We start from the raw sequence: 17,765 nt of genomic DNA, 5'->3' as shown, positions 1-17,765 counted from the left end.
AAGGAGGATATCAGGAATGGACGCTCTCAAAACCGCTCAATACGCGCGCGCCCTGTATTCGGCGCATGGCGACAAGGCCGAGGCCGAAGCCGCCCAGAAAGCCCGCGAATTCGAAGCCGCCGGAAACGTGGAAGAGGCACAGAACTGGCAGGCCGTCCGCGCCTCGATCCGCCAGATGCGCGGCCCAAACCAGGGCTAAAGCTTGGGGTCGGGGTTCACGGTATGCCCATCGACGGCGATGACCTGCCCCGACACCAACCGTGCCGCATCCGAGGCCAGGAACACCGCCATGGCGGCAATGTCATGCGCTTCGACGAAGCGGCCCATCGAAGTACCCGCCGCATAGCCCCGATAGACCTGATCGCGGGTCATGCCCTTGGCGGCCGCTTCGCGCTGCAGCACGCCCTCCATCCGAGGGCCTTCCACCGCGCCGGGGCAGATGACGTTGCAGCGCACGCCGTGCGGCCCCAGCTCCATCGCCAGGGTCTTGCCCAACCCGATCACCGCCCATTTCGCCGCCGCATAGGGCGCGCGGTTGGGATAGCCGTACTGCCCGGCGGTCGAGGATGTGATCAGCACCACGCCGCGCCCCTGCCGTTTGAGCATCGGCGCCGCGTATTTTGCGCACAGAAACGCCCCGTCCAGATTGACGGAAATACATTTTTTCCAATCGCTTAGCGCCACATCTTCGACCAATGCGGTCGGCCCCGCGACCCCCGCATTCGCGCACAGAACGTCCAAACCGCCCCACTGCACCGCGATCTCGCCGAACAGCTCTGCGACGGCAGCCTCATCCGATACATCTACCTGCGACCACCCCCAGTGATCCGGGCAGGCCCGTAACGCCTCGGCGTCCACATCCGCCACCCAGACCTGCGCGCCGGCGGCGTCGAACGCTTCGGCCATCGCGCGCCCCACGCCCGAGGCCCCGGCGGTGATCAGAACCCGACCGGTCATGACGGTTTGCGGATCGCCGCCCCTGCGCCCTCGGGATAGGGCAATCCGGCCTGCGCTTCGGCGATGCGGGCCATTGCGGCTTCGATCTGCGGCGACGGCGCACAGGGCCGACGGGTTTCCAGGCTGACATGCAGCAGAAAGCTCTCGCCCGTGGCGAGCAGTTTGTCGCCCTCGTACATGCTGTGGAACAGGTGCAGCTTCTTGCCCTGCCCCAACAGCATCTGGGTGCGCACCTCGATTTTCGCCCCGGCATGGGCCTCGTCCAGATACCGGATGTGATTTTCAGCGGTGAAATAGCTGCCGCCCGAGGCGATGTAGTCGGCATCGCAGCCGATGATCTCCATGAAGCGGTCGGTCGCGGCGGCAAAGGCCTCGAGATACCGCGCCTCGTTCATGTGGCCGTTGTAGTCGGTCCAGTCGAGCGGCACCGCGCGGGCCAGAGTCAGGATCGGCTGGCTCAGATCCGCCTGATCCAGCGTCGGCAGGGCACCCGGCTTCAGCAGCGCGTCATGCTGGTTCAGCACTGCCCCCGCGCCCCAGTCGCGCGCCTTCAGCGCCCGCATCATGCCCACCAGATTGTTGTCACGAATGCGCTCCAACTCGCGGATCGAGTGCATCCCCGATTGCGCGTCCGACTGGTCGGCGATCATATCGACCAAATCATCGGTGAACTCGGGCACATCCATCAGCTTGGTCCAGGGCCATTTCAGCGCCGGGCCGAACTGGGCCATGAAGTGCCGCATCCCGGCCTCGCCCCCGGCCACGCGATAGGTCTCGAACAGGCCCATCTGCGCCCAGCGGATGCCAAAGCCCATCCGGATCGCCTCGTCCACCTCCTCGGTCGTGGCCACGCCGTCCTTGACCAGCCACAGCGCCTCGCGCCAGACGGCCTCGAGGAACCGGTCGGCGATATGCGCGTCGATCTCCTTGCGGACCTGCAGCGGGAAAAAACCGACCGAGCGCAACACGTCCTTGGCCTGCCCGACCTGTTCAGGCGGGTTGACGGCCGAGGGCACCAATTCGACCAGCGGCAGCAGATAGACCGGGTTGAACGGGTGCGTCACCACGATCTGTTCGGGCCGCAGCGCGCCTTCCTGCAGCTCGGATGGTTTGAACCCGCTGGTCGAGGACCCGATGATCGCCCCCGGATCACAGGCCTCCTGTAGCCCCTTGTAGACCTTCCGCTTCAGATCCAGACGCTCGGGCACGCTCTCCTGTATCCAAGTGGCCCCCTGCACCGCGTCGGCCATGTCGCCATGAAAGCTCAGCGCGCCTTCGGGCGGCAGCGGCACATCGCTCAGCCCGGGCAGCGACCGCCGCGCGTTGTCCAGGACCTCGCCGATCTTTCGCTCGGCCTCGGGGTCCGGGTCGAACACCCGCACGTTCCAGCCATTCAGCAGAAACCGCGCGGCCCATCCGCCGCCGATCACGCCACCACCGATGATCGCTGCCGTCTTCATCTTCTCTCCTTCGCCCCGAACGTCCAGGCCGCACCGGGGGCCATCGTTATTCGACAGGTTTTGCGAGGGTCGCCCCGCCCGTCAGGACGCCACAGGCGCCCGTTTGACCAATCCCAGCTTCTCACGCACTTCCTGCGGCCCGATCACCCGCGCGCCCATGTTCTCGATGATAGTGCCTGCGCGCTCGACCAGTTGCCAGTTTTCGGCCAGCACCCCCTTGTCCAGCCACAGGTTGTCCTCGAGCCCCACGCGCACGTTGCCGCCGGCCAGAACCGAAGCCGCCACATAGGCCATCTGATGCCGCCCCAGCGAGAACGCGCTGAATGTCCAGTCGTTGGGCACGTTGTTCACCATCGCCATGAAGGTGTTCAGGTCATCCGGCGCGCCCCACGGCACGCCCATGCACAGCTGCACCAGCGCGTTCGGGGCCAGAACGCCCTCTTTCACCAGTTGCTTGGCGAACCACAGATGGCCGGTGTCAAAGGCCTCGATCTCGGGCTTCACGCCCAGATCGGTCATCATCTGCCCCATCGCCCGCAACGCGCCCGGCGTGTTGGTCATCACATAGTCGGCCTCGGCAAAGTTCATGGTGCCGCAATCCAGCGTGCAGATCTCGGGCAGACATTCGGCCACATGGGCCACGCGTTCCGAGGCACCGATCATGTCGGTCCCCTCGGCCACGGGAAAAGGGGCTTCGACTCCGCCGAACACGATGTCACCGCCCATGCCGGCGGTCAGGTTCAGAACCACGTCCACCTCGGCGTCGCGGATGCGGTCCGTCACCTCGCGATACAGGTCAAGACGGCGGCTGGGCGCGCCGGTTTCGGGGTCGCGCACATGGCAATGAACCACCGCCGCCCCGGCCTTGGCGGCCGCGATCGCACTGTCGGCGATCTGCTTGGGCGAACGCGGCACATGCGGGCTGCGATCCTGCGTCCCACCCGAGCCGGTCACGGCACAAGTGATGAATACTTCGCGGTTCATTTCCAAAGGCATGGTGTTATCCCCAAGTTATACACGGCTTCGCCATGGGTTTTCCCCAGGCTTCTCCCCGGATTCCGATTTGCGTCTGGCCCCGACTCTGGCGCAGCCTTGACCAGACAACTTGCCAGAATGCGAATCAGACTTGATGAAATCCGCAAAAAACATCCTCCAGCCCGAGCACCGCGCGCTGAAAACCGCCGTTCTGGTGCTGGACGAGTGCAACACGCTCAGCTTCGCCTCGGCGGTGGACCCGATGCGCGCCGCCAACCGGCTGGCCGACCGCCCGGCCTTCGACTGGGACTACGTGACCGCCACGCCCGAGCCGGCGATGCTGACCAGCGCGTTGCAAGTGCCGGGCATCCCGCTGGCGCGTCTCGACCACTGCGACCTGATGATCGTGATCGCGGGGTTCAACCTGGTGCGCCACGCCACCCCCAGCCTTCTGGCCGGGCTGCGCCGCATCGCCAATACCGGCGCCACGATGGCGGGCATCGACGGAGGCCCCTGGCTGTTGGCCGAAGCGGGGCTGCTTGACGGTCACGCCGCCACCACCCATTGGGAAGATCTCGAGACCTTCGCCAGCCGCTTCCCCGAAGTCGACGTGCGCCCCGACCGGTTCACCGTGTCCGGCAACCGGCTGACCTCGGGCGGCGCGATCCCCGCGGTCGAGATGATGCTGCATATCATCGCCGCACGCCACGGCGCCGGCTTCGCGGCCCGTGTCTCGGGCCTGTTCCTCTACGAAGGCGCCCCCGAACCCGGCAGACCACAGAGCCGTACTGGGGCACCACACCGCCACAGTGCCCTGACCGCCCGCGCCAACGCGATCATGCAGGCCGCGCTGGACGACCCGCTGCCCCTGGCCGAGATCGCAAAGGCCCTGGGAACCAGCCCGCGCACCCTGCAGCAGCAATTCCGCCTGCGGCTGAACACCACGCCACAGGACCACTATTTGCAACTGCGCCTGGCCGAGGCCCGCCGCCTGGTCACCGATACCGACATGCCGCTGATGGATGTGGCACTGGCCACGGGGTTCACGTCACAATCCAGCTTTGCGCGCGCTTTCCGCACGGCGCATGGACTATCCGCCCGCGACCTCAGGCAGGACCGCACCCAGCCCACCCATCACTGACGGGCGAGCTTCATCTGGTCATAGATTTGGGGGGAGTTGGCCACGGCGACGGGCGCAGCGCCCCCATCCCTCAATACGGCATCGGATGCGCGCGATGGGCCGCGTTGATCTCGGCCATAACCTCATCGGACAGCACGACATCCCGCCCCTCCAGGATCCGCTCCAGCTGCGCCTGCGTGGTCGCGCCGAAGATGACCGAGGTCATGAATGGCCGCGCCTGGCACCAGGCCAGCGCCATGTGCACCGGGTCCAGCCCGTGTTTAGCGGCAATCGCCAGATAGGCTTCGACCGCGTCGAAAACCCGGTCGCCTTTGCGCCCGCCCATCTGCGGCACGATCGACATGCGCGATCCCTCGGGCACCGCCCCGCCCTGATACTTGCCGGTCAGAAATCCAACGGCCAGCGGCGAGAAGGCCAACAGACCCACATCCTCATAGGCGCTCAACTCGGCCATGTCGGTGTCATACAGGCGGCACAGCAGCGAATACTCGTTCTGGACCGACGCCACCCGTGGAGCCCGCATCTCGTCCGACAGGCGCAGCCACTGGGCGGTGCCCCAGGAGCTTTCGTTCGACAGGCCGAAGGCGCGGATATTGCCCTTGTCCACCTGCGCCTGCAGCGCCTCGAGGCATTCGCGCATATTGTCCAGAACCGCCTGCCTGTCGCCGCCCGAGGGGTCATAGTCCCAGTTCTGCCGGAACATGTAACTGCCGCGGTTGGGCCAATGGAATTGGTACAGGTCGATGTAGTCGGTCTGTAGACGCCGCAACGATCCCTCGATGGCCCCGGGGATCGTGCTGGCCGAGATCGGTGCTCCGTCCCGCGCATGCGCGAAGCCGGCGCCCGAATGCTTGGTCGCCAGTACATAACTGCCGCGGCGGGCCGGATGTGCCGCATTCCAGTTGCCGATGATCTGCTCGGTCTTGCCCACGGTCTCCTTGGTGATCGGGTTGACCGGATACATCTCGGCGGCATCAAGGAAATTGATCCCGGCCGCGAGCGCCGTGTCGATCTGACGATGCGCATCCGCCTCGGGGGTCTGCGTGCCGAATGTCATGGTTCCGAGGCATAGGTCCGAGACCTGGATGCCCGTGCGGCCCAACGGTTTCATTTTCATCAATCAATCTCCTGTCGCGCGGATCGCCACGCCTGCAATCTGATTTCGGTCCCGAGTCAGCCGGATTCGGCCTTTTTCTCCCAACGGCCGGATTCCTCCGACCAATACTGCGCCGCGCAACCCGCCGCGGTCAGCGTCTTCCATTGACCGCGCGCATGATCCACCGCGCTTGGATCGTTGCCATCGAACAGGATGCAAACCCGCTCCGAGGCGGTCACCTCATCCGGCGTCACCTCGGCCCCGTCCACCGCCATCAGGCAAGACGGGTTGTTGGCAGCGTCAGCCTCGGTGGTCAGCAGAATCGGCTGAACCGCGTCATGCGGCCCACCTGCCTGCCCATGCGGCAGAAACGCGTCTTCGGGGCCCAGCCAAAGCCTTTCGTCCAGCCAGTCCATCCGCGCAGGGTCAGTGCCTCGCACCGCAATCCGCCACCCGGCCTGCCGTGCCTTGTCCAGCAACACCGGCAATGTCTGCTCAAGTGGATGGCGGGTCAGGTGGTAGAAGTAGACGGCGCCCATCGACCTACTCGAAATTGTCCTGCACGAAACGGCTGAGCGCACGGACGCCCCAACCCGTGGCGCCCTTGGGCGCATAGGACGTTTCCGCCGCGACCGAGGCCACGCCCGCGATATCCAAATGGATCCAGGGTGTTTCTTCCTTGACGAAACGCTGCAGAAACTGCGCTGCGGTGATCGAACCGGCCGGCCGGCCGCCCACGTTCTTCATGTCCGCGATGCGCGACTTCAGCAGATCGTCATAAGCCTGCCCCAGCGGCATACGCCACGCGCCTTCATCCTCGGCCCGGGCCGCCTTCAGGAACGCGTCGCAGAAGGTGTCGTTGTTGGAAAACACGCCTGCGTTTTCATGCCCCAGCCCGATGATGATCGCGCCGGTCAAGGTAGCCAGATCGATCATGCCGACCGGATTGAACCGCTCCTGCGCGTACCACATGACGTCACACAGCACCAAACGCCCCTCGGCGTCGGTGTTGATGATCTCGACCGTGTCGCCCTTCATCGACTTCACGACGTCGCCCGGCCGCGTGGCACTGCCCGAGGGCATGTTCTCGACCAGCCCGACCAGGCCCACGACATTGGCCTTGGCCTTACGCTTGGCCAATGCACGCATGGTGCCTGCGACGACACCTGCGCCGCCCATGTCCATGGTCATGTCTTCCATACCAGCGGCCGGTTTGATCGAAATACCGCCGGTGTCGAAAACGACCCCCTTGCCGACCAGAGCCAGCGGCGCGTCATCAGCATCGCCGCCATTCCACTGCATCACGACGACTTTCGAGGGGCTGTCCGACCCTTGCCCGACGCTCAGCAGGGTCCTCATGCCCAACTCGGCCAGTTTGTCTTCGTCCAGCACCTCGACCTTCAGACCCAACTCCTCCATCTCTTTCAGACGGTTGGCAAATTCGCTCGTTGTCAGGATGTTGGCCGGTTCGTTCGTCAGGTCGCGGGTCATGCGCACACCATCAGCAACCGCATAGAGCGGTGCGAAGGCGGCCTCGGCGGCGTCGGGCTTGGCGTGGCAGATGGTCACCGCGCCCTTTGCGTCATCGTCCTTGGTTTTGTGCGCGTCGAAATCATAGCTGCGCAAGGCAATGCCCAGGGCCAGTTCCTCGGTCCGCACCTGGTTGCCCGCCATGACCAGCAGGTCCTTGCCGCCTGCCAGCTTGGCCAGCGCGGCTCCGCCCTTGCGGGCTTCGTCCGGTTCGGGGCGGCGTGGCAGGACGAGAATGTCCAATGCCTCTGCCTCCATCCCGCCGGGCCAAGCCAACGAGATCACGTCGCCAGTCTTGACCTTGGCGAAACGGTCGCTTTCCACCAGCCGGGCCACGGCACCACGGGTCAGTCGGTTTGCGCGGCGCGCGGCGGGGTTCATCTTGCCATCGGCGGGTATGAGAATGGCCACCCGGCCTTGGGCCTGCGCCATCAGGTCCAGTTCGAAGGCTTGAAAACGGATCGGTACCAGACTGCTCATTTCTTGCTCCTGAAAAACTCTGCCCACAGACCTAGCCCGCGCCGCCGCCATTGACCAGATAGCAGTTTTCCCCGCCCGCCAATTGCATTAAGGTCGCGCCAAAATGACCGGCAGGCTCGGGGGAGAAAACTTGGCATCATTCGGCAGGCATAGGCCGTCGCGCATGTTTTTGTGCCTTGGCGATTCTGGCAACAGGCCTGCTGGACGCCACGTGCCGGGGATGCGGCCGTGATTCTGGACCGGTACTTCGCCCGCCGCTTTTTGCAGAGCTTTCTGGTGATTGGGGCCATCTTCCTGACACTGATGATCCTGATCGACCTGATCGAACAGGCCCGTCGGTTCAATGACGCCGACCTGTCATTTGGCCAGGTTCTGCAGTTGACGCTTTTGAACACACCCGCTGCGATCAGCGAGATGCTGCCGCTGTTGATGATCCTGTCGACCATTGCCCTGTTTGTCGGCCTCGCCCGCAGCTCGGAGTTGGTGGTGACCCGAGCGATCGGCCGCTCGGGTATCCGCGCGCTGGTGGCACCGGTCCTTCTGGCGCTGATAATCGGAACTCTGGCGGTGGCCCTGCTGAACCCGATTGCGGCGGCCACGTCCGAGCAGTACCGGCATTTCTCGGATCTATACAAAAACGGTGGCAGTTCCGCTCTCTCGATCAGCCGCGATGGGCTTTGGCTGCGTCAGGGCTCGCCGCAGGGCCAATCGGTGATCCATGCCCGCGCATCGACCAACGACGCCGAGCTTGAATTGATCGACGTGTCCATCATCACGTTTTCGCCCGAAGGTCTTCCGACCCGTCAGATCATCGCCGACGGCGCTCGCCTCGACGACGGGGCCTGGATCCTGCGCAACACCAAGGAATGGCCCCTGTCCAGCGACACCAACCCCGAGACCCACGCCGTCACGCATGAGACCCTGCGGCTGCCCACTTCGCTGACCCGTCAGCGCATCCTTGAAACCTTGGGCCAACAGGACAGCGTCTCGGTCTATGACCTGCCCCAACTGATCCGCGACCTGCGCGAGGCGGGCTTTTCAACCAAGCAATACGAGGTTTGGCTGCAGGTGCAGCTGGCGCGCCCATTCTTCCTGATTTCGATGGTGTTGATCGGCGCGGCTTTCACCATGCGGCACGTGCGGTTCGGCGGCACCGGCGTCGCCGTGCTGACGGCTGTTCTTCTGGGGTTCGGCGTATACTTCGTGCGCAATTTCGCTCAGATTTTGGGAGAGAACGGCCAATTGCCAATTGTGATTGCGGCCTGGGCACCGCCGTTTGCGGCCATATTGCTGTCGCTCGGCCTTCTGCTGCACGCGGAGGACGGCTGATGCGGCGCCTTCTGCCCCTTCTTTTGTCCAGTGCTGCGTTCTTTTCCGGTCCGGGGCTGGCATTGGCCCAAACCTCGGAGACCAGTACGCCCGCGTCTGACACGGCACAACAACAGGATCAGCCTGCCTTGCTGGTGGCTGACAGGATCTTCATCACCCCGGATCGCAAACTGGTGGCCGAGGGCAATGTCGAAGCCTTTCAGGGCGACGTCAAACTGTCCGCACAGCGCGTGGTGTTCGACCGCGAGTCGGGCGAGCTGACGCTGGAAGGTCCGATCCGGATCGATCAGGGCGGACGCTCGACCGTCCTTGCGGACTCAGCGCAACTGGATGACGGCATCCAGAACGGGTTGCTGACCGGCGCACGGCTGGTGTTCGACCAGCAGGTGCAGATCGCGTCGGTTCAGGCGACCCGCGCGGCAGGACGATACACGCAGTTCAGCAAGGTCTCGGCCACGTCCTGCCATGTCTGCGCCGACGGTCGGCCGCCCCTCTGGCAAATCCGGGCCCGCAAGGTCACGCATGATCAGCTCGAACGGCAGTTGTATTTCGAGGGCGCCCAGTTCCGCATTCTGGATGTGCCGGTTTTCTACTTTCCAACCCTGCGGCTGCCGGACCCGACACTGGACCGGGCAACCGGATTTCTTGTGCCGTCAATCCGCACGACCTCGCAGTTGGGTACCGGCGTCAAGACGCCGTATTTCTTCAAACTGGGCGATCACAGGGATCTGACGCTGACCCCCTACCTGTCGTCCAAGACCACGACGCTTGGCTATCGCTACCGGCAGGCCTTCAAGAACGGCCGCATCCAGTTTGAAGGGGCCTATACCCGCGACGATGTCCAGCAGGAGCAGGATCGGGGCTATTTCTTTGCGAATGGCTGGTTCAATCTTCCGAACGACTTCCGGCTCACCTTTGACGTCCAGACCGCATCGGACGACTCATACCTGGCGGACTACGGGCTGCCTGACTATGACCGTCTGCGCAGCGAGATCGCGCTTGAGCGCATCAAACGAGACACGGCGTTTCGGACCAGCTTCATTCACTACAAGACCCTGCGCGACAGCGAGGAACAGGATGAGATCCCGTCGCAGGTCTTCGATCTGTTCTACCAGAAACGCTATTTCCCAGCGTCCGCTGTCGGCGGCGAGGTGCGGTTGGGCTTCGTCACCCACACCCACACCCGGACCAGCGATGAGGATATCATCGGGCGCGATGTGGCGCGCGCGACATTCGACGCCCAGTGGCTGCGCAGCTGGACCTTTGCCTCCGGGCTGCGCGCGGATGCTGAACTGGGGGCTTCGGTCGACACGTTCGACATTCGCAACGACAGCGCCTACCCCGACCAGATCACCCGGTCGACCCCGCGTGCGGCTCTGACACTGCGCTATCCGATGACCCGGCGCGAAGCCTCTGGCGCGACCCAGTTTCTTGAGCCGATCGCGCAGTTTGGCTGGACTCATGTTTCGGACACCGATGTGCCCGATGACGAAAGCACCTTCCAGGAATTTGACCAGGGCAACCTGTTGTCCCTGTCGCGCTTTCCGGCCGAGGATCGACGCGAAGACGGCACGACGGCGGTCGTGGGCGTGAACTGGGCTCGGTATGCCCCGGGCGGTTGGCGGGCATTGGCCACGGTCGGCCAGGTCTTCCGCTCGACCGCCGATCCGAACTTCACCGCTACGTCCGGCCTGCAGGGAACTTCGTCCGACCTGCTGCTGGCAGGGCAGATCAAGACGAACAATGGCCTGACGCTGGCCGCACGTGGATTGATGGATGGCGATTTCAGCTTTACCAAGGCTGAATTGCGCGGAACCTGGGCCAACGAGGGGACCCAACTGGGCGGAAGCTATATCTGGCAGCAGCCGGACCCGGCCGAAAACCTTGACATGGAGACATCCGAGATACGGTTGACCGCAGGTCAACGACTGGATGAAAACTGGAGAGCCAACGCTCTGGCCCGCTATGATCTGGCAGAATCCGAACCGCTGCGGCTGGGCTTGGGTGTGACGTATGAAAATGAATGTGTGCAGGTTAACATGTCCGTCAGCCGGCGATATACTTCGACATCAAGTATTGAGCCTTCGACGGAATTCGGCTTTACCGTTGCACTGACAGGATACGCCGTTGAAGGCGGGGGCAAGAAGTATAGAAGAAAATGCAGCTGATTTCAGGTTTTTCCAGGTTCTTTCGTTCCCGTTGGCTGACGGTATTTGCGCCCGGCCTCGCGGTCGCCATGCTGACAGTTGCGCCTCAGCAAGCCCCCGCGCAAAGCTTGTTTTCACCGGCTATCCGCGTGAATCAGGATATCGTCACCTGGTACGAACTGGATCAGCGCCAGCGGTTTCTCGAAATTCTGGGTATCCCGGGCAGCTCGGAGGCCGAAGTCCGCAAGGCGCTGATCGACGAGCGCCTGCGCAAACAGGCCATGCGCGAAGCCGGCATCCAGCCCACACCCGAAGACATTCAGGTTGCGATCGACGAATTCGCCTCGCGTGGTCAGCTGACCCCGGATCAGTTCCTGAAGGCACTGGCTGATGCGGGCATCGACCGCGAAACCGTGCGGGATTACGTATCCAGTCAGCTGGCATGGCGCGACTATGTCAGCGCCCGCTTTATCTCTCAGGCCCGTCCGACGGACGACGAAATTGACCGTGCAATGGGTCAGACCGGCGGTGGCGGTCTTCAGGTTTTGCTGTCCGAAATCATCATCCCCGTGAATGCGCAAACCTTGGCACAGGCCGAAGCCTTGGCCGACGAGATCGCCCGTGTCGAAACCATCGATGCATTTTCGGCCGCCGCCACGCAGTACTCGGCAGCGCCGACACGCGAAAATGGCGGACGCCTGGACTGGTTGAACGTCAGCAACCTGCCTCCGGCGCTGCAACCGGTTATCCTTGGCCTGAAGAATGGCGAGGTCACGGCCCCGCTGAGCCTGCCCAACGCCGTAGCCCTGTTCCAGATGCGCGGCCTGCGAGAAGTGGCCGCCAGCACGCCGCGGTTCTCCAAGATCGACTATGCGGCCTATTACCTGCCTGGCGGACTCAGCCCCGAAACACTGCAAAGAGCCGCCGAACTGAAGGAAACGGTGGATACCTGCGACGACCTGTACGGCATCGCCAAGGGGCAACCGCCCGAGGTACTCGACCGGGTCTCGGCAAGTCCGTCCGAAATCCCGCGCGACATCGCGCTGGAACTCGCCAAGCTGGACCCAAACGAGGTGTCGACCTCTCTGACCCGAAACAACGGCCAGACGCTGGTGTTCCTCATGCTGTGCAATCGGACGCGCGATCTGGGTGAGGACACGTCGCGCGAGGACGTGGCCAACGCGCTGACGCAGCAACGCCTGCAGGCATTCGCCAACAGCCTCGTCGAACAGCTGCGCGCCGACGCCACCATCATCGAGCAATGACCGCGCCCATCGCGCTCAGCTGCGGAGAACCTTCGGGCATCGGTCCGGAGATCGCCGCCAAGGCCTGGGCCGCATTGCGCGACAGCTGCCCATTCTTTTACATCGGCGACGCCGGTCACCTGCCCGACGACATCCCCACGACCGAGATCGTAGACCCCGCCCAGGTGGCTGACATCTGCGCAGACGCGCTGCCGGTGTTGCCGCTGACCTTTCCGGCCCCGAACCTGCCCGGCCACCCCGATCCAGCCAATGCGCCTTCGGTGATAGACGCTATCGAAACCGGCGTGTCACTGGTGCAATCGGGCGCGGCCTCGGCCCTCTGCACGGCACCGATCCACAAGAAGGCCCTGATCGACGGCGCCGATTTCGCCTATCCTGGCCATACCGAATTTCTGGCGGCGCTGGCAGGCCGTTCCCGCGTGGTGATGATGCTAGCCAGCGAGCAACTCCGCGTGGTACCCGCCACGATCCACATCCCACTGTCGCAGGTGCCCTCGCGTCTCACGCCCGACCTGCTGCGCGACACGATCGCAATCACCGCCGACGGCCTGCGCCGCCAATTCGGCATCCCGCATCCTCGCATCGCGGTGGCCGGGCTCAACCCCCATGCCGGCGAGGGTGGCAAGATGGGCCGCGAGGAACTGGACTGGATCGCCCCTCTGCTGGCCGATCTCACCCCCGAGGGCTACACCGTCACCGGCCCGCACCCGGCAGACACGATGTTCCACGCCGCCGCACGCGCCCGCTATGACGCCGCCATCGCCATGTATCACGATCAGGCGCTGATCCCGATCAAGACCCTCGACTTCGACCGTGGCGTGAACGTGACCCTGGGCCTGCCCTTCATCCGCACCTCGCCCGACCATGGCACCGCGCTCGACATCGCCGGACAGGGCATCGCAAACCCCACCAGCCTGATCGAGGCGCTGAAACTCGCCCAACGCATGGCACAAAGCACTTGATCCTTCATCTGGCGCCAAATATCCCCGCCGGAGGCAAAAATTCTCTGGCGCACCGCCTGCCCCTCGCGCCACGGTAACCGGATCATGAGCGCAATCGACACCCTCCCCCCGCTGCGCGAGGTCATCGCCAAGCACCAGCTCTCGGCGCGCAAGTCGCTGGGTCAGAACTTCCTGCTCGATCTCAACCTGACGGCCAAGATCGCCCGGCAGGCCGGCGACCTGAGCCAATGCGACGTGCTGGAGATCGGCCCCGGCCCCGGAGGCCTGACCCGCGGTTTGCTGGCCGAAGGTGCGCGCAAGGTGGTGGCGGTGGAAAAAGATATCCGCTGCATCGCCGCGCTTCGGGAAATCGCCGCTGCCTATCCCGGGCGGCTCGAGGTCATCAATGGCGACGCTCTTGAAATCGATCCGCTTGAACATCTGACCCCGCCCATCCGCGTGGCGGCCAATCTGCCCTACAATGTGGGCACGGAACTGCTGGTGCGCTGGCTGACCCCGCCGGAATGGCCACCCTTCTGGCAGAGCCTGACCCTGATGTTCCAGCGCGAGGTGGCCGAGCGCATCGTGGCGCAGCCCGGCACCAAGGCTTATGGGCGGCTGGCGATCCTGGCCCAGTGGCGGGCCGAGGCGCGCATCGCCATGTCCCTGCCCCCCGGTGCGTTCACGCCGCCGCCCAAGGTCAGCAGCGCCGTGGTCCACCTGACCGCCCTGCCCGAACCCCGCTTTCCGGCCGATGCCGGTATTCTGTCACGTGTCGTGGCCGCTGCGTTCAATCAACGCCGCAAGATGCTGCGCGCGTCGCTCAAGGGGATGGCCCCCGATATCGAGGACCGCCTGAACGCCGCCGGCATCAAGCCCACCGACCGTGCCGAGCAGATATCACTCGAAGCGTTCTGCGCGCTGGCGCGTGAGATACAAAAAACCTGATCCCGAACGAAAACGGCCCCGGACATCTCTGACCGGGGCCTTTGAACTCTGTGCGCAACCGCTATGGCTTATTCGGCAGCCTCTGGTGCATCACCGCCGCCTTGGGGGGCCTGCTCTTCTACGGCCTTAGGCTTGCGTGCGCGCGGTCTCCGGGCAGGTTTGTCCTTGCGCTCGGCCGCTTCGGCCTTGGCGCCCGCGCTTTCGGGCGTCTCGACAAGCCCGGATTCAGGAGTATCCGAATCGGCGTTCAGATCAACGATGTCCGGCTGCGGAGCCTCGGCCGGGTCCGCCTGGCGTGCGGCTTCACGTTCCTGCCGTTCCGCCCGCTCCCGATCGCGCTCGGCCTGACGCTCGCGGTTCTGGCGTTCCTGCTCTTCCCGACGCGCTTCCATTTCGCGTTGCGCCTCGCTCAGCAGGCGCAGGTAATGCTCGGCATGTTGCTGAAAGTTTTCGGCAGCGACGCGGTCATTGGCCAGCTGTGCATCGCGCGCCAGCTGGTTGTACTTGTCAATGATCTGCTGCGGCGTGCCGCGCACCTTGCCCTCGGGCCCCGAGCTGTCGAAAACCCGGTTAACGACGTTTCCACCAGAGGGACGATTGCGGTTGTTCTTTGCCCGCGAGCGGGATTTGGAGGATCTCATCTTACTGTACGTCAGCCTTGTCTTGCACTGTCGATCCACCCGTATTCTGCGCTGCTCTGTGGCCTGTGCCGTCACGGGATGTCGACTTTTTTGGGCTTGGCGTCAGGGGTGCGCCGAAGGGGCGTCAACCGCGCTGACTACTCTGAGTAAGCATGTCCTGAAGGCGCAGACAAGGGGTTAATACACCAAATGCCGGGTTTTTTACCCCGACCGGCGTAAATCGGCCTCAGAATCCGCGGCTAGCCCGGCATTCTGGCGCCCACCACCCGGTCCCGCCCGTCCAGATCAGGAACCACACGGATATCCGCCAGCCCCGCCGCGTCGAACAACGCGCCGACCGCCTGCGCCTGTGTCGGGCCGATTTCCACCAGAAGCCGTCCGCCGGGCACAAGGTGATCAGGGGCGCCGGCCGCAATCCGGCGATAGGCGTCCAGCCCGTCCGCTTCATCCGTCAAGGCCAGGCGCGGCTCGTGCTCGCGCACTTCGGGCGACAGGCCGTCCATCTCATCCAGGGCGATATAGGGCGGATTGGAAACGATCAGGTCGAAATGGCCACCAATGTTTTCGAACCAGTCCGAGCGCTGGATTTCCGCCCGGTCCTGCACCCCATGGGCCACTGCATTCGCACTTGCCTGCAGACAGGCGGCCTCGCTCAGATCGACGCCCAGCCCGGTTGCGCTGGTGCGTTCTGCCAGCAGGGTGATCAGGATGCAGCCCGAGCCGACGCCCAGGTCCAGCACGCGGTCGAACGGCTGGCTGAGGGCCGCTTCGATCAGCGCTTCAGTTTCGGGGCGCGGGTCCAGCACGTCGCGGCTGACGCGGAACCGTCGGCCGTAGAATTCGCGCTCGCCCAGAAGATGGGAAACCGGCACCCGGATCGCGCGCAGCGACACCAGTTGCTCATACCGTTCGGCGATCTCGGGCGAGAGCTCTTCGGGCGCAATCAGGGTCACGCGGCTGGCCTCGATCCGGGCGGCATGGGCCAGCAGAACCCGGGCGTCCCGCGCCGGGTCGTCCACACCTGCGGCCCGCAGGCGCGCGGTGGCGGCCACCATGGCCTGTGCCGCTGTCAGCGCCGCGATCATTGCGCCATCTCCGCCAACAGGCGCGCCTGATCATCGGCGGTCAGCGCGTCGATCACCTCGTCCAGATCGCCCTGCATGATCTGGTCGAGCTTGTAGAGCGTCAGGTTGATCCGGTGATCTGTCATCCGGCCCTGCGGGAAATTATAGGTACGGATGCGCTCGGAGCGGTCGCCCGACCCAACCTGGCTGGCCCGGTCGGCCGAGCGTTCACTGTCGATCCGTTGACGTTCGAGGTCATAGAGACGCGTCTTGAGCACCTGCATCGCGATCTCGCGGTTGCGGTGCTGTGACTTCTCGGAACTGGTCACCACGATCCCTGTCGGCAGGTGCGTGATCCGCACGGCCGAGTCGGTGGTGTTCACATGCTGCCCGCCTGCGCCCGAGCTTCGCATCGTGTCGATACGCAGGTCATTGGGGTCGATCTGGATGTCCACGTCCTCGGCCTCGGGCAGAACCGCCACGGTCGCCGCCGAGGTGTGGATGCGCCCACCGCTTTCGGTTTCGGGCACGCGTTGCACGCGGTGCACCCCGGATTCGTATTTCAGCCGAGCAAAGACGTTGTCGCCCTTGATATGGGCCACCACTTCTTTGATGCCACCCAGTTCGGTCTGCTGTTCTTCGATGATCTCTAGCTGCCAGCCGCGCGCCTCTGCATAGCGCTGATACATCCGCAGCAGGTCGCCCGCGAACAAAGCCGCCTCGTCGCCGCCGGTGCCGGGGCGGATCTCCAGCATCGCCGGCCGCGCATCGGCCGCGTCCTTGGGCAGCAGCGCCAGTTGCAGCGCATGCTCGACCTCGGGGATGCGCGCCTTGAGCTGCGGGATCTCCTCCTCGGCCAGCTCTTTCATTTCGGGGTCGCCCAGCATCGCCTCGGCCTCGGCCAGATCGGCCCGCAGCTGGCGCCATGCTGCGATCTGTTCGACCACCGGTTTGAGTTCGGAATATTCCTTGGCCAAAGCCGCGATATCCCCGCCCGAGGCGCCATCGGACATGGCCGCTTCGAGGTACTGGAATCGCTGGGTGATCTGTTCAAGACGTTCTTCGGGGATCATTGGGGCGGTGTCTATCATCCGACGGCTTTGGTCAAGGCCCCGGCTTGTGCTAAGCTATGCCCATGAAACGGATCATGGCCCTGCTGATCGTCTGCGCAACGCCCGGTCTGGCCGATGTCATCGGCCCCGGTGGCAAGGTGCAGGATTGCTATTGCACCGACACCTCCGGCGCGCGGGTGGAACTGGGTGAGATGGTCTGCCTGCAGGTCGATGGCCGCATGTTCATGGCTCAGTGCCAGATGTCGCTGAACGTGCCGATGTGGCGCGAGGTGTCCGAGGGGTGCCTGTCTTCAGGACTGCAGAGCCGCCAGCCAACCGTCGACCCGGGTGCGGTTGACGTCGAAATCCCGTCGGCCAAATCGTAACCGTCCATAGATGCGCAACGTGTCGCCGTCCTGCTGGGCGGTAGTGTAGTCGGGAAAGCCGAACACCCGGCTGCGGGACACATAGGTGATCAGGTCCTCATCCACCGATCCGGCCAGCACCGTCGTACGCGGCGTCGACCGCGCCATCTTGTCCAGCCGCGCGAGGCCGTCCGGCCCGGTCTGCACCACGCGGATCACGCCTCCGGGCAGGTCACGATCTGCCTCGGCCACGACTGGCACATGCCAGCGCGCGGGATCGGCCGGTGCCAGCCGCACATAGAGGCCAAGCCCGACAACCGCGGCGACGATCAACCAAAGAACCATGCGTTTCATTCCAATCAGACCTTCCGGCA

Annotated in this window: 18 protein-coding genes; 8 read left to right on the top strand and 10 right to left on the bottom strand. The window is 64.4% G+C overall.

Features of this window, described 5'->3' with window-relative positions; all coding sequences use genetic code 11:
* The first annotated feature begins 16 nt into the window (after nucleotides 1–16).
* Nucleotides 17–199 (top strand): hypothetical protein, encoded by a 183-nt coding sequence (locus ACR0BA_RS02260; protein WP_093962276.1) that lies wholly within the window; start codon nucleotides 17–19, stop codon nucleotides 197–199.
* Here the strand turns inward: ACR0BA_RS02260 and ACR0BA_RS02255 are convergent.
* The 3 genes from ACR0BA_RS02255 to bcoG form a co-directional block, all read right to left on the bottom strand.
* Nucleotides 196–957: an SDR family oxidoreductase gene (locus ACR0BA_RS02255; protein ID WP_480726251.1), complete on the bottom strand. Its 762-nt coding sequence runs from the start codon at nucleotides 955–957 to the stop codon at nucleotides 196–198. The genes ACR0BA_RS02260 and ACR0BA_RS02255 overlap by 4 nt on opposite strands.
* Nucleotides 954–2,417: a carnitine 3-dehydrogenase gene (locus ACR0BA_RS02250; protein WP_480726250.1), complete on the bottom strand. Its 1,464-nt coding sequence runs from the start codon at nucleotides 2,415–2,417 to the stop codon at nucleotides 954–956. Before ACR0BA_RS02250 ends, ACR0BA_RS02255 begins: the two co-directional genes overlap by 4 nt.
* Before the next feature lie 81 nt (nucleotides 2,418–2,498).
* Entirely contained in the window at nucleotides 2,499–3,413 is a 915-nt protein-coding gene (gene bcoG / locus ACR0BA_RS02245) for a 3-dehydrocarnitine:acetyl-CoA trimethylamine transferase BcoG (RefSeq protein ID WP_480726248.1), read from the bottom strand.
* A 133-nt stretch (nucleotides 3,414–3,546) separates the two neighbouring features.
* On the opposite strand from bcoG, the gene ACR0BA_RS02240 reads away from it, so the two are divergent.
* Entirely contained in the window at nucleotides 3,547–4,533 is a 987-nt protein-coding gene (locus ACR0BA_RS02240; RefSeq protein ID WP_480726247.1) for a GlxA family transcriptional regulator, read from the top strand.
* A gap of 70 nt (nucleotides 4,534–4,603) precedes the next feature.
* On the opposite strand, the gene ACR0BA_RS02235 is transcribed toward ACR0BA_RS02240, so the two are convergent.
* From ACR0BA_RS02235 to ACR0BA_RS02225, 3 genes are read right to left on the bottom strand one after another with little or no spacing between them, the layout of a single operon-like run.
* Entirely contained in the window at nucleotides 4,604–5,650 is a 1,047-nt protein-coding gene (locus ACR0BA_RS02235; RefSeq protein WP_480726246.1) for an aldo/keto reductase, read from the bottom strand.
* 56 nt (nucleotides 5,651–5,706) lie between these two features.
* Nucleotides 5,707–6,168 (bottom strand): DNA polymerase III subunit chi, encoded by a 462-nt coding sequence (locus tag ACR0BA_RS02230; protein ID WP_170358951.1) that lies wholly within the window; start codon nucleotides 6,166–6,168, stop codon nucleotides 5,707–5,709.
* Nucleotides 6,169–6,172: 4 nt separating this feature from the next.
* Entirely contained in the window at nucleotides 6,173–7,639 is a 1,467-nt protein-coding gene (locus tag ACR0BA_RS02225; RefSeq protein ID WP_480726245.1) for a leucyl aminopeptidase, read from the bottom strand.
* 228 nt (nucleotides 7,640–7,867) lie between these two features.
* Between ACR0BA_RS02225 and lptG the strand changes: the two genes are divergently transcribed.
* The 5 genes from lptG to rsmA all read left to right on the top strand — a co-directional run bounded on the left by lptG (nucleotide 7,868) and on the right by rsmA (nucleotide 14,269).
* The gene (lptG, locus tag ACR0BA_RS02220; RefSeq protein ID WP_170402654.1) at nucleotides 7,868–8,968 is read left to right on the top strand and encodes an LPS export ABC transporter permease LptG; all 1,101 of its coding nucleotides are present in this window, start codon (nucleotides 7,868–7,870) and stop codon (nucleotides 8,966–8,968) included.
* Nucleotides 8,968–11,136 (top strand): LPS-assembly protein LptD, encoded by a 2,169-nt coding sequence (locus tag ACR0BA_RS02215; RefSeq protein ID WP_480726243.1) that lies wholly within the window; start codon nucleotides 8,968–8,970, stop codon nucleotides 11,134–11,136. The genes lptG and ACR0BA_RS02215 overlap by 1 nt, the downstream gene beginning before the upstream one ends.
* A gap of 128 nt (nucleotides 11,137–11,264) precedes the next feature.
* Nucleotides 11,265–12,380 carry a peptidylprolyl isomerase gene (locus ACR0BA_RS02210; protein WP_367646308.1) on the top strand — a complete coding sequence of 372 codons (1,116 nt, stop codon included), beginning with the start codon at nucleotides 11,265–11,267 and terminating at the stop codon, nucleotides 12,378–12,380.
* Nucleotides 12,377–13,342, top strand: coding sequence for a 4-hydroxythreonine-4-phosphate dehydrogenase PdxA (gene pdxA / locus ACR0BA_RS02205; protein WP_480726242.1), 966 nt, complete (start codon nucleotides 12,377–12,379; stop codon nucleotides 13,340–13,342). The genes ACR0BA_RS02210 and pdxA overlap by 4 nt, the downstream gene beginning before the upstream one ends.
* An 84-nt stretch (nucleotides 13,343–13,426) precedes the next feature.
* Nucleotides 13,427–14,269: a 16S rRNA (adenine(1518)-N(6)/adenine(1519)-N(6))-dimethyltransferase RsmA gene (gene rsmA, locus ACR0BA_RS02200; RefSeq protein ID WP_480726241.1), complete on the top strand. Its 843-nt coding sequence runs from the start codon at nucleotides 13,427–13,429 to the stop codon at nucleotides 14,267–14,269.
* 68 nt (nucleotides 14,270–14,337) lie between these two features.
* Here the strand turns inward: rsmA and ACR0BA_RS02195 are convergent, their stop codons facing one another.
* The 3 genes from ACR0BA_RS02195 to prfA form a co-directional block, all read right to left on the bottom strand.
* On the bottom strand, nucleotides 14,338–14,910 hold the full coding sequence (locus ACR0BA_RS02195) for a DUF4167 domain-containing protein (RefSeq protein ID WP_170338278.1): 573 nt from the start codon (nucleotides 14,908–14,910) through the stop codon (nucleotides 14,338–14,340).
* Between the two features lie 239 nt (nucleotides 14,911–15,149).
* The gene (prmC, locus tag ACR0BA_RS02190; protein ID WP_170437758.1) at nucleotides 15,150–15,995 is read right to left on the bottom strand and encodes a peptide chain release factor N(5)-glutamine methyltransferase; all 846 of its coding nucleotides are present in this window, start codon (nucleotides 15,993–15,995) and stop codon (nucleotides 15,150–15,152) included.
* A complete protein-coding gene (prfA, locus tag ACR0BA_RS02185) occupies nucleotides 15,992–17,047 on the bottom strand; it encodes a peptide chain release factor 1 (RefSeq protein ID WP_480727443.1) in 1,056 nt (351 codons plus the stop codon). Before prfA ends, prmC begins: the two co-directional genes overlap by 4 nt.
* Nucleotides 17,048–17,103: 56 nt before the next feature.
* On the opposite strand from prfA, the gene ACR0BA_RS02180 reads away from it, so the two are divergent.
* Nucleotides 17,104–17,412 carry a hypothetical protein gene (locus tag ACR0BA_RS02180; protein ID WP_425328542.1) on the top strand — a complete coding sequence of 103 codons (309 nt, stop codon included), beginning with the start codon at nucleotides 17,104–17,106 and terminating at the stop codon, nucleotides 17,410–17,412.
* Here the strand turns inward: ACR0BA_RS02180 and ACR0BA_RS02175 are convergent.
* The gene (locus ACR0BA_RS02175) at nucleotides 17,338–17,745 is read right to left on the bottom strand and encodes a DUF1499 domain-containing protein (RefSeq protein WP_480726239.1); all 408 of its coding nucleotides are present in this window, start codon (nucleotides 17,743–17,745) and stop codon (nucleotides 17,338–17,340) included. The two genes, ACR0BA_RS02180 and ACR0BA_RS02175, sit on opposite strands and share 75 nt — an antisense overlap.
* Nucleotides 17,746–17,765: the final 20 nt, after the last annotated feature.

The organism is Ruegeria sp. CI5 (genome assembly GCF_056536885.1).
Note: the sequence above shows the minus strand (reverse complement) of the source record. Positions and strands in the feature narration are given on the sequence as shown.

What these genes read in the sequence shown, in the direction of transcription:
- pdxA (WP_480726242.1), top strand. Translation starts at nt 12,377, where the DNA reads ATGACCGCGCCCATCGCGCTCAGCTGCGGAGAACCTTCGGGCATCGGT.
- bcoG (WP_480726248.1), bottom strand. Translation starts at nt 3,413, where the DNA reads ATGCCTTTGGAAATGAACCGCGAAGTATTCATCACTTGTGCCGTGACC.
- rsmA (WP_480726241.1), top strand. Translation starts at nt 13,427, where the DNA reads ATGAGCGCAATCGACACCCTCCCCCCGCTGCGCGAGGTCATCGCCAAG.
- ACR0BA_RS02225 (WP_480726245.1), bottom strand. Translation starts at nt 7,639, where the DNA reads ATGAGCAGTCTGGTACCGATCCGTTTTCAAGCCTTCGAACTGGACCTG.
- ACR0BA_RS02175 (WP_480726239.1), bottom strand. Translation starts at nt 17,745, where the DNA reads ATGAAACGCATGGTTCTTTGGTTGATCGTCGCCGCGGTTGTCGGGCTT.
- ACR0BA_RS02215 (WP_480726243.1), top strand. Translation starts at nt 8,968, where the DNA reads ATGCGGCGCCTTCTGCCCCTTCTTTTGTCCAGTGCTGCGTTCTTTTCC.
- prmC (WP_170437758.1), bottom strand. Translation starts at nt 15,995, where the DNA reads ATGATCGCGGCGCTGACAGCGGCACAGGCCATGGTGGCCGCCACCGCG.
- ACR0BA_RS02240 (WP_480726247.1), top strand. Translation starts at nt 3,547, where the DNA reads ATGAAATCCGCAAAAAACATCCTCCAGCCCGAGCACCGCGCGCTGAAA.
- ACR0BA_RS02235 (WP_480726246.1), bottom strand. Translation starts at nt 5,650, where the DNA reads ATGAAAATGAAACCGTTGGGCCGCACGGGCATCCAGGTCTCGGACCTA.
- ACR0BA_RS02195 (WP_170338278.1), bottom strand. Translation starts at nt 14,910, where the DNA reads ATGAGATCCTCCAAATCCCGCTCGCGGGCAAAGAACAACCGCAATCGT.
- ACR0BA_RS02180 (WP_425328542.1), top strand. Translation starts at nt 17,104, where the DNA reads ATGCCCATGAAACGGATCATGGCCCTGCTGATCGTCTGCGCAACGCCC.
- prfA (WP_480727443.1), bottom strand. Translation starts at nt 17,047, where the DNA reads ATGATCCCCGAAGAACGTCTTGAACAGATCACCCAGCGATTCCAGTAC.
- ACR0BA_RS02255 (WP_480726251.1), bottom strand. Translation starts at nt 957, where the DNA reads ATGACCGGTCGGGTTCTGATCACCGCCGGGGCCTCGGGCGTGGGGCGC.
- ACR0BA_RS02250 (WP_480726250.1), bottom strand. Translation starts at nt 2,417, where the DNA reads ATGAAGACGGCAGCGATCATCGGTGGTGGCGTGATCGGCGGCGGATGG.
- ACR0BA_RS02230 (WP_170358951.1), bottom strand. Translation starts at nt 6,168, where the DNA reads ATGGGCGCCGTCTACTTCTACCACCTGACCCGCCATCCACTTGAGCAG.
- ACR0BA_RS02260 (WP_093962276.1), top strand. Translation starts at nt 17, where the DNA reads ATGGACGCTCTCAAAACCGCTCAATACGCGCGCGCCCTGTATTCGGCG.